Origin of the sequence: Synechococcus sp. PCC 7336, from assembly GCF_000332275.1 — a bacterium.
In the GTDB taxonomy this organism is placed as follows: domain Bacteria; phylum Cyanobacteriota; class Cyanobacteriia; order Thermostichales; family PCC-7336; genus PCC-7336.
This window is the reverse complement of record NZ_CM001776.1, coordinates 3,967,609-3,980,833: the sequence shown is the minus strand read 5'-3', so window position 1 is coordinate 3,980,833 and position 13,225 is coordinate 3,967,609. Positions and strand designations below refer to the sequence as shown.

At 56.9% G+C, this 13,225-nt stretch carries 11 protein-coding genes; 7 read left to right on the top strand and 4 right to left on the bottom strand.

Annotation, left to right across the window (positions count from 1 at the left end):
• Positions 1-10: 10 nt before the first annotated feature.
• From SYN7336_RS18865 to SYN7336_RS18850, 4 genes are all read left to right on the top strand, one after another.
• Positions 11-1,873 (top strand): 6-pyruvoyl-tetrahydropterin synthase-related protein, encoded by a 1,863-nt coding sequence (locus tag SYN7336_RS18865; protein WP_017327494.1) that lies wholly within the window; start codon positions 11-13, stop codon positions 1,871-1,873.
• A 230-nt stretch (positions 1,874-2,103) separates the two neighbouring features.
• Positions 2,104-3,126 carry a calcium-binding protein gene (locus SYN7336_RS31200; RefSeq protein WP_017327493.1) on the top strand — a complete coding sequence of 341 codons (1,023 nt, stop codon included), beginning with the start codon at positions 2,104-2,106 and terminating at the stop codon, positions 3,124-3,126.
• A 49-nt stretch (positions 3,127-3,175) separates the two neighbouring features.
• Positions 3,176-4,432, top strand: a complete 1,257-nt coding sequence (locus SYN7336_RS26740) for a hypothetical protein (protein WP_017327492.1) — start codon at positions 3,176-3,178, stop codon at positions 4,430-4,432.
• Positions 4,433-4,514: 82 nt separating this feature from the next.
• Entirely contained in the window at positions 4,515-8,294 is a 3,780-nt protein-coding gene (locus tag SYN7336_RS18850) for a hypothetical protein (protein WP_017327491.1), read from the top strand.
• 14 nt (positions 8,295-8,308) lie between these two features.
• On the opposite strand, the gene SYN7336_RS18845 is transcribed toward SYN7336_RS18850, so the two are convergent.
• From SYN7336_RS18845 to SYN7336_RS18830, 4 genes are all read right to left on the bottom strand, one after another.
• On the bottom strand, positions 8,309-8,974 hold the full coding sequence (locus SYN7336_RS18845) for a Uma2 family endonuclease (protein WP_017327490.1): 666 nt from the start codon (positions 8,972-8,974) through the stop codon (positions 8,309-8,311).
• A 29-nt stretch (positions 8,975-9,003) separates the two neighbouring features.
• Positions 9,004-9,213 carry a hypothetical protein gene (locus SYN7336_RS26735; protein ID WP_017327489.1) on the bottom strand — a complete coding sequence of 70 codons (210 nt, stop codon included), beginning with the start codon at positions 9,211-9,213 and terminating at the stop codon, positions 9,004-9,006.
• Positions 9,210-10,091 (bottom strand): 16S rRNA (adenine(1518)-N(6)/adenine(1519)-N(6))-dimethyltransferase RsmA, encoded by an 882-nt coding sequence (rsmA, locus tag SYN7336_RS18835; RefSeq protein WP_017327488.1) that lies wholly within the window; start codon positions 10,089-10,091, stop codon positions 9,210-9,212. Before rsmA ends, SYN7336_RS26735 begins: the two co-directional genes overlap by 4 nt.
• A gap of 103 nt (positions 10,092-10,194) precedes the next feature.
• Entirely contained in the window at positions 10,195-10,872 is a 678-nt protein-coding gene (locus SYN7336_RS18830; protein WP_156820406.1) for a metallophosphoesterase, read from the bottom strand.
• A gap of 59 nt (positions 10,873-10,931) precedes the next feature.
• On the opposite strand from SYN7336_RS18830, the gene SYN7336_RS31565 reads away from it, so the two are divergent.
• The 3 genes from SYN7336_RS31565 to SYN7336_RS31195 all read left to right on the top strand — a co-directional run bounded on the left by SYN7336_RS31565 (position 10,932) and on the right by SYN7336_RS31195 (position 13,024).
• Positions 10,932-11,117 carry a hypothetical protein gene (locus SYN7336_RS31565; RefSeq protein WP_162139122.1) on the top strand — a complete coding sequence of 62 codons (186 nt, stop codon included), beginning with the start codon at positions 10,932-10,934 and terminating at the stop codon, positions 11,115-11,117.
• Complete coding sequence (locus SYN7336_RS18825; RefSeq protein WP_017327486.1) at positions 11,062-12,336, top strand: esterase-like activity of phytase family protein; 1,275 nt, start codon at positions 11,062-11,064, stop codon at positions 12,334-12,336. Before SYN7336_RS31565 ends, SYN7336_RS18825 begins: the two co-directional genes overlap by 56 nt.
• A gap of 526 nt (positions 12,337-12,862) precedes the next feature.
• Complete coding sequence (locus SYN7336_RS31195; RefSeq protein ID WP_156820226.1) at positions 12,863-13,024, top strand: hypothetical protein; 162 nt, start codon at positions 12,863-12,865, stop codon at positions 13,022-13,024.
• The last annotated feature ends 201 nt before the right edge of the window (positions 13,025-13,225 follow it).

The window sequence follows — 13,225 nt, the reverse complement described above, 5'->3', positions numbered from 1 at the left end:
GTCCCTTGCAATGCCCGGACGATTTCTCCTGCGAGGCAGTCTAGCAGCGGCGATCGCGGCAGGTCTGGCGGTTCTGCTGACCCTCCCGATGTTACAGCAGGGCTATCCCCTCACCCACTCCACCCATTTCAATTTGAGTTGGGCCTTTCAATACCAAGCCCAGATGGCTGGGGGACAGTGGTATCCCCGCTGGTTGGAATACTCGAATTTTGGCTTTGGCAACGCCACCTTCGCCTTTTATCCGCCTCTATGCATGGTGGCGACCGTGCTGTTTCGGGCCTTGGGTAGCGATCTGCCCCAATCGCTGATTGGCAGCATGGGGTTAGCCATCTTTGTTTTTGGCCTGGGGCTCTATCGCTACGGGCGTTGTTTTTATCCGCGCTGGATTGCCGCGATCGCCGCCACCCTCGCGATCGCCATGCCCTATTTCTTGGCAAACATTTACTGGCGAGGCAGTTTGGCAGAAACGTGGGGGATTGCCTTCCTCCCATGGGTGTTATGGGCATCTCAGCGGGTGGTGGATCGCCCTCGGGATTGGGGGAGAGTGGGGATGTTGGCACTTGCCTACGGGTGCTTGGCGCTCTCCCATCTGCCCACTTTATTGCTCTTTTCAATCGGATGGGTGATGTTTCCTTGGCTGGTCTCCCCTAGAAGTCAACGGCCTGAAGCGGTGCAGGGGAATTGTCTTGGGGGATTGCTGGCGGTGGCTTGGACGGCATTTTATCTATGGCCAGTGCTGCGCGATCGCCATTTCGTCCAGATCGATTGGGTGAATGCGCTGGCTGACTATCGCCCCCAAAACCGCTTGATGCTGAAAGGGCTACTCTCCCTGCAGCCCCAGTTTGCCGACCATTGGTTCGATCGGACATTACTGCCTTTTTGGGGAGTTGCTGTGGCGATTGTCCTCTTCGGGGCAGTCGTTTACTTCGGCACAGCCTTGCGATCTCGCCACCCCCATCGAGATCGCGCCGACCCTATCGATCGACACGGCAGAATTCAACGAGCTGCCCGCTACTGGTTGCTGCTGAGCGCGCTCGCCATCCTAATGACCACCGACCTGCTGAGCTGGACCTATGACTTTGCATTACCGCTGCAGCGAATTCAGTTTTCTTGGCGATGGCTGGTCTTGCTGTGCGTCACCCTGCCCATGTTGTTGGGATATGGCTTGGAGGTCGCTGCGGGGGCAGGCCAGTCTCGCGCCGTTACCGCAGTGTCGGGGAGCTTCGTTTTGCTATTGGCGATCGCCACCCTCTGGCAAGCAAAAGGCGTTATCGATACCGCCGCTTACGATGCCCAAACGATGCAACGCTTCGCCACCCTTGCCGCCGCCAAGCAGTTCCCGCAGGAACCCGGCCAACCTCCCGGGCAACCCTTTCTGTACTGGCACTGGATCTATGCCGACGGCATGGGCCTAGTGGATGTGTGGGAATATCGAGCCCAGCCCGTATCGATGTCCATGCCCCCCGATCGCTCCCATCCTCTGGTGGAATGGCAGGATGGCTCGACTGCTGGCCTTCAGACCGAACTCTGGGACTACGGCAGGCGCTCGGCGATCGCCCGCAACGCCACTGCTGTTCCCAAAGTCATGCTAGTCAGAACGTTTTACTATCCCGGCTGGCATGCGCGTTTGGATGGCGACCGAATTTCTACGGAAGCAACGGCTTTCGGTCAGATTCAAGTGACGATTCCAGCGGGCGTGCATCGGGTGGACTTAACTTATGCGGGCACAACAGCAGATGGGGTCGGACGAGCGATCTCTGCTGGCACGGTTGTGGCGATCGCAGCGGCCAAATTATTGGGATTGCGACGGCGACGGCGATCGCTACAGCCAGATCGTTCGACAATATCGATCGGTACCAACCCAGCCAGATAAGAGATCTAGTACAAAACTAAATACTTTTGACAGCCATCTCGTACTTTCACGGACGCAAAAAAGAATCAATTCGGACAATAATAGCGACAATTCTTACTCCTTACCATGCCGTCAAGCGGCTGTCACCATGCCGTGCCTCCCTTTGTTTCAGGCACTACTGGTATTCGAAGGGGGCGGTATCGGCAGACTCACGACCTGTAGTTCCATTGCAACGAGGCAAATTAACTTCCATGTTCTCATCCACGTTTCTTTATACGAGCGATCTTGCTGTCCTCGATGACCTCGACAGCATCACCTTGCTGGGTACCGCCGAGGCCGACACTCTGGTCGGCACTGCTGGCGAAGACGTTATCGCAGCCCTCGGCAGTCAGGATGTTATCTTTGCTGGCGAAGGCAGCGACCTTGCAGATGGTGGCGAAGGTAATGACGAACTCAGTGGCGGCGATGGTAGCGATACTCTGCTGGGGGGCGGCGGCCAAGATACGCTGTTTGCGGGTACTGGCGACGACTTAGTCTATGGCGGCACTGGTGACGATTCCCTCTTTGGCGCGCTGGGGAACGACACTCTGCTAGGCGGCACAGGTCAAGATGAGGCTTTCGGTGGCGATGGCGACGACCGGTTAGATGGTGGCGACGGTGACGATACCCTCAACGGCGGTCGAGACAATGACAGTTTGCTGGGCGGCCAGGGCCAAGATAGTTTGTTAGGCAGCACTGGGGGTGACACCCTCAGTGGCGGCGATGGCGACGACACGTTGCGCGGCGGCCACGATGCCGACCTCCTGTTTGGCGATGCGAATAACGATTCTCTCCGGGGCGGAACCGGCGACGATACCCTCATCGGCGGCAGCGGTGACGATTTTCTCATCGGCGGCGGCGGCAACGATCGCCTCATCGGTGTAGGAGAGGAACTCGGCCTCAGTTCCCGCGACACCTATAGGGGCAGTATTGGCGCAGACAGCTTCGTACTGGGCACCGCCAGCGACATTTTCTACGATGACGGCCAGCCCGAACTGAACGGGACGGGAGACTTTGCCGATATTACCGACTTCCTGTCCGGTGTGGATACGATCGAGTTGAATGGGTCGGTCAGCTACGTGCTGGGAAGTTCGCCTTTTGGTGGCGAAGTCGATGCGGGGCTGTATGTCGATAGCGACGGCAATGGCGCGATTGGGGTTAGCGACGAGTTTATTGCGGTGATTCGCGATGGCGCAGGCTTGAGCCTGGACAGCACTGATTTCACTTTCGTGTAGATATCTCCGAACTTGAATACCACTCAAAGGCTCCTCGAACGAGGGGCCTTTGCCGTTTGCCACAGCACAGCACCCGTGGCGTACCGCCATCGGCTATGCTCGGGTCAGTTTGCATCGGGTCGCCTCCATGCTCGATCGCCTCACCCACTGGTTTCCATCCAAATCCGCTCCCGCCACAGATCCATCTGTCGCCACCCCAATTCCCACAGGTATCGCCACTCAATTGCAGCAGAGCATCGATCGCCTACCCGTCCCCGAACCGTTTATCCTTGCTTTTCAAGACGCCCTCGCCGAGGCGATCGAGCGTTGGCGCGCAGAGCCCAATCGGACAAACGCTCTGATTGTCTCGGGCAGCCCAATCGATCCGCTTGACAATATCATTCGCAATAGTTTGGAAGCGAGTCTCAGTCTTGATGCGAGATCGCTCAAGATTCTCCACTGGCACGCTATTCCGGCCCGGCCCTCCGCTTTCGTCAGCGGTCTGCGCAAAGACATCTCCGAGCAACTCAAAACCGATGCCAAACCCTCCAAAGCGGTTCCCTTGCGGTTTAGTGCCGATGGCGTTCAACTGGATACCCAACCCCGCGCACAACGGACGGTCGTACTGCCCGACTTGACGCAATGCTTTGTCCGCTGCATTGAAGGCTTGGAAGGGGTTCTCTATCTGCGCAAAGAAATTCTCAAAGACCCAAACCGCTTCTGGATTGTGGGCTGCAACCATTGGGCCTGGGAATACCTCAGCTATGCCTGTCAATTAAACGCCTACTTCGATTGCTCTTTCTCGCTGCCCTTTCTCAGCGGGGCAGAATTACAAGCATGGCTCACTCCCACCCGCAAGCTTTTGACCCAACTGATGCCCCAGGTTACCCCCCCCGACGATCGCTTGGAAGAAGCATTTTTCGATAAACTGGCCTGCACGACGATGGGGCTGAGCTCTGTAGCGCCACAGCTCTGGTTGACGTCCTTGCAACTGGACGAGAGTAAACCTGCTGCTGAGGAGGAGGGTCAACCAACTGCTGCTCCAAAAATGACGTTTAGCCGCCCCTCGGCCCCCAAATTACCCTCTGTGGCACATGGCGATCGCTATTTGCTCTACTCCCTCCTCTTGCACAGCGGCCTGCAACTCCAGCATTTAGCCCTCAGTTTGGGAGAGTCAGAAGGTCTGATTCAGGCCCGAGTTAAAGAGCTATCGCGCGCTGGCCTGATAATACAGCGGCAGCGGGTCCTGCGCATTCATCCCTACTATTACCCCGCGCTCCGCTCCGATCTATCGGGCAATAATTTCCTGATTGGAAAAGACGGCTAGCTGAATTGAACGCGGCTGGCTCGGCAGCAAAATCCTCCACTCGGGTAATAAGCTGGGGTACATCCGGTTTAGTGCGTTACCGATGTCTTCCAACTACTCGCTCTGGCTCGAACTGGCCGTCGATCCGCAAACCTCGCCAGAGATTGTTTTCGTCGGTTTAGAGAAATGGCTGGAACTGGGGCTGATTGGCGATGCAGAAGTGCAGAGAATCTGTCGCGATACCTTGAGTTGTTCGCTGGCCGATGCCCCCGCTCCTATCCGAACTGACATTCCCGCTCGTTCGCCAGCCCCTCCACCTGCGGTCGAGCCCAGCAACCGCCAGCCGACTTCACTGGCACAGATAAGACAGTCACTCGCAACAGAATTGAGTCTGAACTGGCTGCTGGCTTTGGGGGTATTTGTGGTGGTGGTCTCTTCGGGAGCTCTAGCTGCCAGCCAGTGGCAGCGGGTTTCCAGCATCGGCCAATACTCGATTTTGTGGGCCTATACACTGGCGTTTTTGGGGGCGGGATTGTGGGCCGGACGTCAGGAAAAATTGCCACTGACCGGTCGGATGCTGCGATCGACGGCGGTTTTGCTCGTACCGATTAACTTTTGGGCGATCGACGGACTCAACCTCTGGAATAGTGGCCCGGGCTGGCTCGTAGCTGTTTTTGCAGGGATAAGTCTGACGCTGCTGACCAGCCGCTTCCTGCGTCCCGTGTTACCGGTATCGGCTTGGGTGTGTACGCTCTGTCTCAGTTGGCTGCACTGGGGCTGGGGCATTGCCGGTTGGCCGCTATTCGCCACCTATCTGGGCGCGATCGCCACAGCGGCCTGTCTGTTCTACAGCAATCGCAACGCATTCCGCCCCAATGCAGACCTGTCTGAAATCGAGCCCCTCCCACTGTCACTTTCGGCACAGGCGATCCTCGCCACCTGCGCCATGCTGCCGATCGCCAGAGCGTTGCTCGTCGTCGGAATTCCCATCCAGCAATTGGGACTGCTGTTGGGGGTGTTGGGCTGGCAACTGTGTTGGGTGGGGCGCTCTCGGGCAAAACCGGTTGGCTGGTTAGTGGTAGGAGGCGTGTTGCTGGTGGCGGGCTGGCGAGTGACGGTGACGGATCTTCCCCTACAGGCTCTCGCCATCAGCGGTCTAGCTACATGGATTTTGGCGGAGCGCCTGCAACGGCTCTGGCGCGTAGCAGAACTCTTGCTGCTGTTTGGCGTCGGCCTACAAGGCATGGGATTGCTGTGGCAATTAGTGCCAGCCGCCGCTCGGCAACAGATCGTCGTGCTGGCAACGGAAACATTCGGCGCGACGGGGATGCCTTGGGCTCTCGTAGCCCTTGGGTTGATGCCTTACCTATGGTGGGTGCTGGCGGGAACCGCATGGCTGCGAGCTCGACAACAGCCTCGATTGGCACTGCAGTTGGAAAGAATGGCGATGGTGTTGGGGGCCATCTCGACGCTGGCCGGTGCCATCAACCCGGGGGTGCGATCGCTGAGTTTATTCCTCACCGCTGGGACCTTAGCAATCGTCACCCGCAAACGATCGTCAGCGTCTCTTCCACTGATTTATCTCACCCACCTGTTTGGGGTCGCGGCAACGATCGCCGGGATCGATTTCGTCTTTCCAGGCATTGGCCTGTCGGGATGGGCGGCGATCGGCTTGGGGATGGCGATCGCCGAATGGAGCTTCACAAGCGCGTCCCCAAACTGGCCTCTTTGGCGGCAAAGTACTTGGTATGTAGGGCTGGGATTGGCGGGTCTGAGTTACATTGGCTTCCTGTTCGGGGTCATCGAACCGGGGGAGAATTGGGGCTGGCTGTGGTTGGCAACGCCCATTGCAGCAGCAGTCGCGGACTGGCGCGGCAGAGATCGCTTCCAGCTCGAACCCACTTGGATTGCGATCGGCGGACTGTTCCTCGCACAGGTTTTAACGGCAGCCTCGCCGATCTCGCGGCTGTTTAGCTTGGCAGTAGCAACAGCCTTAATGGCATGGCTGGCCGTTCGCAAACCCAATTCTGTCTGGTCTGCTCTGACGGTTGGATTTGGTCTCGCCCTCGTATTGACCGGTTTTTGGCAGCTTGCCCTCGTGCCATTGAATTGGGAATGGTGGATGGTGACAAGTGCCGCCCTTGCCCTGCTGCTGTGGTTGCTCCACCCTCAAGTGGCGAAGCGGGAAGGAGCATTAGCGGGCTCATTTGCGATCGCTGCAAACGGCTGGGCGATCGCGCTAGTTGTGCCGAATTTGTTGCTCTTATTCACATACAATCTGGAGCTTTACTGGACGGATAGTTTGTCCGCCAGTTCGTTGCCCATCGCTGCTGCGCTCCTGACCGTCACTGCAACCGCTTACCGGGCATGGCATCGACCGGCAAATCTGGAATTCTACGCTCTAGCATTCGGCCTGGAAATGGTGGGAGCGAGCGCGCTAGCGTTTGCGGAACAACCCTTCATTCCCTTAGCACTGTTCAACCTGGGCCTGGGATTGGCACTGCAGGTGGGGGGGGATTGGTGGGTTCGGCGAACCGGGCAGTCCTATCTCCTCAGTTGGCACGTCGTTCCTGCTGCCTATGCTTTACTGGGAGCTCTCCTACCGCTGGGAGAGTTCGCGGCGGTTAGCGGACTCTATACTTTGGCCTTCGCCTTCGTCTCGATCGGTTTGGGCCGCCGACACATCAGCTTGCGGCCATTCTCCTACGTCGGGCTGGCGGCGATCGCCGTTGCTGCTTATCAACTACTTGTCTACCAACTCCTGCAGGTGTCAGGAGGAGAGGTGGGCGATGGCGTCGGACTGCTGGCACTGCTAGCGGTGGCGATCGCCACGCTCTACCGCTTGTTTTCGAATTGGATTGCTGCCTATACCCGTTCCAGCGACAGGGCACTCGCAGCAATTGCCGACATTCATTGGGTTGGCTGCAGCCTGCTGCTATGGGTGGCGTTGATGCTTCCCGTCAGCTATCTCGGCCACTGGATTTGGTTGGTCGGTGCAATGACGGCAGCCCTTTACGGCGCGATGCGCGGACGAATTGAAGCGCCGATCGCTGGCGGAATCCAGCTGGATTTCTGGATCTATGGAGGAATGCTGTGGGGGGTGACGGCGATCGGGTACGGCTTGTACTGGACAGTTCCCGAGCCAACACTGTTGCTGCAGTGGGCGGGTGCCCTGGCTGCCGCACTATGCTTGCTCCTCTACCGTCTCCCTTGGGGTGTCTGGGGATGGTCGCCCCAACCCTGGCAGCGAGCGGCCCTAGTTTTGCCCGGACTGGTTGTGGGGGTGACCGCCCTGGGTGTCGGCTGGCAGAGCTTGCTGTCGGTGGCTGCTTTTTATGCCTCGATGGCGAGACTGACCCGTCGCGTCAGACTCAGTTATGGGGCTCTAGTGCTAGCTGACTGGGGGATCGTTCAGCTTTTGGAAGTGTGGGGATGGCTCGATTTTTTCTGGCTGGTATTGCTGCTGGGGGGCTCGGCCCTCTACGCCATTCAAGTGGAACCATCGCTGGCGTCAGCAACGCGGCGAGAAACCCGACACTGGTTGCGGTGTTTGGCGATCGCGCTAATCTGCGCAACTGCTCTGATTGAGGCGGAATCCGTCACTGGCGGAGGTTGGTTGGGGGTTGCGATTGGCTTGGCCGTGGCGATCGCCGGAGTGCTGTTGCGGACGCGGGCATTGTTATATGTGGGCACGCTGTCCTTTGCGATCGCCCTACTGCGAGAGACTTGGCTGGCGATCGCCACTTCTGCCGCCGCCCTGTGGAGCATTGGCATTCTGTTGGGCTTGACCCTCATCTGGGTTGCAGCCACCTTCGAATCTCGCCGGGGGCAAACGTTGCAGGGCATGCAAGCTTGGTCCGAGGCCCTGGAGGAATGGGAGTGACAGTTGAATGGCCATCAGCCCTTGCCTCCAGCGGCGAAAATCTCCAGCAACCAGCGGTTAATGGCACCATCATCCTCAGCTTGACTGCGTTTCAAAGCCTCTTCCAGCACAGAGATCTGCAATCCTGGCAGCACCCGAGACGCCTGAATGCGACCGCTACGCCCCTGCTCTGAAATCTCAAACGCAATCACTTCGCTCGCCTGCACGTCAACCACCCAATATTCCCGCACCCGCAACTGCTCGTAGAGCAGACGCTTTTGCCCTAAGTCGTCGTTGAGACTGGTTGACGCAATCTCGATCGCCAAAGTCGGCGGCTCTACCGCTGCCAAATCGATCGGTGCAGTTCCCCGAGCTGGAAACTCGACCTCGGCACCAATGTAATAAGCAATATCCGGCTGAAACTCAACCTCCCCAGTCTTTCTGAAACTTGCATTCCCTAGCTCTTTGAACCGCACATGATTTGCTGTTGCATATAAGCTCACCACTCTCGACACCACAGGATCGTCTTGGCCGTGGGAAGAACCGATGGGTGGCATCTCAATCCTCATCCGACCGCGATCGTAATAAAATCGCCCCCCTTCCAATGTGGGGCTATCGAACAAAGCTTCAAATTCAGCCCAACTCGCCCTCACCCACCGATCGGTCTGAATGATTGGCGGTTGGGGAGAAACACTCACCATTGCGGCTGACCTCCACAATCTCAGTGTATTCAAACTGAAGAGGATTTCCCTTGCAAGCGCCAGAGGATGGCCGCAACGGCGATCGCTGGCGTGACGATTATCCCGATCGCCACCGTCGGTCGCTCGGGAACGTGCAAGTAAGGGCCGCCATATTTCACAGCCACGGACAGCAAAATGCTGCCCAAAGCCAGTTTGAGGACATAAACAAGCGATCGCTTCAACGGGTCGGATTGAGTCACGAGATAGCAGATGGCGATGAATCAGAGGGTTGGCGCTCTCCAGTTGATTCGACAGCGCGCCTGGATAATAACGCATCGCTGAGCGCAATCCAATCGCTAACACTTAGGGCCTCGGCGCGACTGAGGGGATCGCGATCGATGCTTTCGAGTGCCGCGTAGATGGCGGGCTTGTCCGCTAAAGATTGGAGGGCGTTGGCTAAAGTCTTGCGGCGAGTGGCGAAGCCCTGTCGCACCAAAATGGAGAACCAATGGATATCGGCGGGCACCGTCGGGAAAGAACGGGGGGTCAGGCGAATAATGGCCGATTCGACTTTGGGAGGGGGTTTAAAAGCCGTGCGAGGGACAGACTGGAGGGTTTCGCAATTAGCCAGATAGCGCGATCGCACCGTCATTGCCCCATAGGCCTTAGTATTCGGTTCGGCAGAGAGGCGATCGGCCAGTTCTTTTTGGACTAGAAGGACAATGCGATCGAACTGCCCCACGGGATGTTCGGGAGAACCCAACACCCTATCCAATAGGGGGCTGGTGATGTTGTAGGGAATATTGGCCACAATGAATCGCGGCTCGGCGGGCAGCGGCAGTTGCAGGATGTCTCCTTCCAAGAGCGCAAACCGATCCTCATCCCCCAACAGTCGTCTGAGGCCGTCGCACAGATCGCGATCGAGTTCCACCCCAATGACCCGCGCCCCCGCTGCCAACAGCCGTCGCGTGAGCTGTCCGGTTCCCGGCCCAATTTCCAACACGCAAGGGGCAGCCTCTGGCAATGCCGCCTGCCCTGCCATCGCCTCTACATTCAATCCTGCTGCTGCAACCATTGCCCGATGCACGCTACTATCCTTGAGCCAATGTTGGCCAAAGCGCTTGCGGGGATAGGGCATACAGGGGTGTCTCCGTCAGGGATAGGGGAATCGGTGCGCGATCGGTCGCCATCGCGGATGCTCGCCGGATTGGCCGACTGGACGAAAGACAAAGCACGAGCACTTACCCTAACCCCAGATCTAGCTCGATCGCAAGATTGTGTTTGGCCGCATTCACAAAGGTCGTGCCATTTTTCGTCTCGGTTTGACCGCCATCGGCATGCATGTGACCGCAAAGATAATAGCGCGGGGACAGGGCTCGTACCACTGGCAGTAGAGTGGGGGTTTGGGCTCGATACCATTGTCCTCCTTCATCCAAGACGCCTTTGGGGGGAGCGTGGGTGACGAGCATATCCACATCTGTATCGCTGTAGATTTGGGTCACCTCTTCGACATGCTCGCGACTGAGGGACCAACACCAGCCACAGGGGGGCGTCCAGGGCACCACCAGCACTTGCAAGGGTCCCAACTGCATCAGTTCGGTTGCTAAACTGAGGCGGCCGTTTTGACAGCCCGATTTTTCGTACAGGCCAGCCAGCGTTGGGGCGGGAGGCTCGTGATTTCCCGGCACGAACAGCCACGGTTTTCCGATTGCGTCCAGCCGCTGCCAAAACTGTTGCAACTGGTCGAGTTCCCCCTCTCCCCGAGGATGGACCCCCAACCGCTTCGCCTCCGGCAAACGCCCTGCCTGAGTGCAAAAATCGCCGCAGTTAATGTACCAATCCACCTCTGGCAACAGAGCGATCGCTTCTGCCTGTAGTTGAGGATCGCAATGGTAATCCGATCCCACTAAGATTTTCATGGAGCCCTCTGCCAAACTGCCTCCATCATAAAGAGACTTCCTCTCAGACCTCGCACGAATTGCCAGCTCTTGCCGCAGGATCGCCCACAACCGAAGCGATCGCCGATTTTGCCTGTGCCTTCCGCTCGATGCAGGCTCGGTCGGTGGTGCAGGCGATCGGAAGGCAAATATTGATGGAGCCACAACCCTATGCCACGCTCGAAACTGATTGGCTTTACCTCGCTTCCGGCAGACACCTTTGCTGAAGGCCCCCAGTCTGGGGCAGACAACGGTAGCGGAAAACCCATTTCTGCCAACGGTCGCACGGGACCATTTGACGGCCAGCCCATACAAGGCTTTAGTGGGGTTCAGTTCTTTCCCGCTGAAGCAGGCTCTTTTTTGTTTCTGTCCGATAACGGTTTTGGCGCACAAATCAACAGTGCAGATTACCTGCTGCGTCTCTACCGAGTTGCTCCCAGCTTTGCTGGAATTGAAGGGGGAGACGGTGGTGTCGAAGTCCAAAGTTTCATCCAGCTCTCCGATCCCGACCATCTGATTCCCTTTGACATCGTTAACGAAGACACCGAAGATCGCCTTCTGACTGGCGCAGACTTCGACATCGAGTCTTTCATCATTGCCAACGACGGCAGCTTCTGGATTGGAGAAGAATTTGGGCCATTTTTACTACACTTCGACAGCAGTGGCAAGCTAATCGATGCCCCTATTCCCACCCCCAACATAAGCGCACTGGGGATGGCTGACGACTTCGTGCCCAACCTGCCCCAGTCGCGCGGTTACGAGGGCTTGGCCTTCAGCCCCGATCGCACCACCGCCTATCCGCTGTTAGAAGGAACGGTGGAGGGCGATCGGGCAGGAGCGCTGCGCATCTATGAATTTGACTTAATGGCTGGCAAGTTTGCGGACGAGCTGGCGGGCTTTTATCAACTGGCCGATCCCAGCCACGCGATCGGCGACTTCACTCCCATCAACGAGGACGAATTCCTCGTCATCGAGCGAGATGGGTTGCAAGGGGCTGCAGCCGAGTTCAAGAAGATCTTTAAAATTGACCTCTCCGAGGTTGACGATAACGGCTTTGTGGCCAAAGAGGAGCTGGTCGATCTGTTGAATCTCGACGATCCGAACGATCTAAATGGCGATGGCAGCACCCGCTTCGATTTCCCCTTTGTCACCATCGAGGCTGTTTTGGTCCTCGACAAGAACACCATTCTGGTGGCGAACGACAATAACTATCCTTTCTCCGTCGGTCGAGGTCCTGACATCGATGACACCGAAATTATTATGTTAGAGCTAGAGACCCCTCTCAATCTCGATCCTCGCTTGGGGACTGACGGAGAGATACCCCTGACAGTTCGTGGCAACAACGGCGCTGATGAGATTATCGCTAATCCTGAGTCAACCTTATTGATGCTGGTCGTGGCAGCGACATCAATCTACTGGAAGGCAATATTGGCGACGATGAATTAAGGCAGAGAGTTTGTAACTTATCGAAATTGTGCGAGAGACACATTCTCAAAACTACGGGTCTCTGCTTAGACGGGGGTTATCTAGGCGCACAGGCGATCGCAATTTATGCGATCGTACAGTCGATCTCCCGAAATCCCCCCGGTGAGTTTTTAGATTAGCAGCATTGGTTTCTCAGAGCTTCGGGCTCGAAGAGAAAACAAGAAAATCCCGCTGCCCCTGAAGGGGCTGGTCGATGGCGCTATCCTGCCACACCAGCCCTACAGTTTCTTGATTCTTTCTATACATTAGATTGTCACGATCTGCAACTCAAATTTGAACTTAAGAGGAAAAATCAGTAATTTCACGGATTCAACGAACTTCATGAAGGCTTCATAATCCGAAGCAGCTTCATAGAAACTTCATAAAAGGAGCGGCTGCAATGTTGTCTGTATTAACTAGGTCTTTTCAAGGCTCTCAACCACTATCCCGCGCAGTTGCTCCCGCTCCCCGACACCTCAACAGAAGATGCTTACTCGAATTCATTCGAGTGGCCTATCAACAATCCGATGGGGAGCGGGAGAGCAAGCGTCATGCCTACCGCCAACTGGTCTACCTCGCACGAGTCACTCCCCCACAGGCTCAGCAACTGCTCGAGCACTGGGATGCTGACACTGTCGAACTGTCGTTCCCTGTTGCCCAGCGAACTTAGGGTGGCGGCATTGATGTCCCCGGAACTTCGGAGTTTAGGAGAAAACGGCTGTTTTTTCGACGCCTCAGTATCGATACCTGTCCTGCAAATCACGTCCTGAAAATGATTCTGAAAATATTGCCGACCTGTAGAGGTCTCTTTTCGCCCTGCGAAAAAGGAGCCCGTCACACCAACGGGGATATTCCCACAGCTAACTTCTCG

What these genes read in the sequence shown, in the direction of transcription:
- SYN7336_RS18830 (WP_156820406.1), bottom strand. Translation starts at nt 10,872, where the DNA reads ATGAAAATCTTAGTGGGATCGGATTACCATTGCGATCCTCAACTACAG.
- SYN7336_RS18845 (WP_017327490.1), bottom strand. Translation starts at nt 8,974, where the DNA reads ATGGTGAGTGTTTCTCCCCAACCGCCAATCATTCAGACCGATCGGTGG.
- rsmA (WP_017327488.1), bottom strand. Translation starts at nt 10,091, where the DNA reads ATGCCCTATCCCCGCAAGCGCTTTGGCCAACATTGGCTCAAGGATAGT.
- SYN7336_RS31200 (WP_017327493.1), top strand. Translation starts at nt 2,104, where the DNA reads ATGTTCTCATCCACGTTTCTTTATACGAGCGATCTTGCTGTCCTCGAT.
- SYN7336_RS18865 (WP_017327494.1), top strand. Translation starts at nt 11, where the DNA reads ATGCCCGGACGATTTCTCCTGCGAGGCAGTCTAGCAGCGGCGATCGCG.
- SYN7336_RS18825 (WP_017327486.1), top strand. Translation starts at nt 11,062, where the DNA reads ATGCCACGCTCGAAACTGATTGGCTTTACCTCGCTTCCGGCAGACACC.
- SYN7336_RS18850 (WP_017327491.1), top strand. Translation starts at nt 4,515, where the DNA reads ATGTCTTCCAACTACTCGCTCTGGCTCGAACTGGCCGTCGATCCGCAA.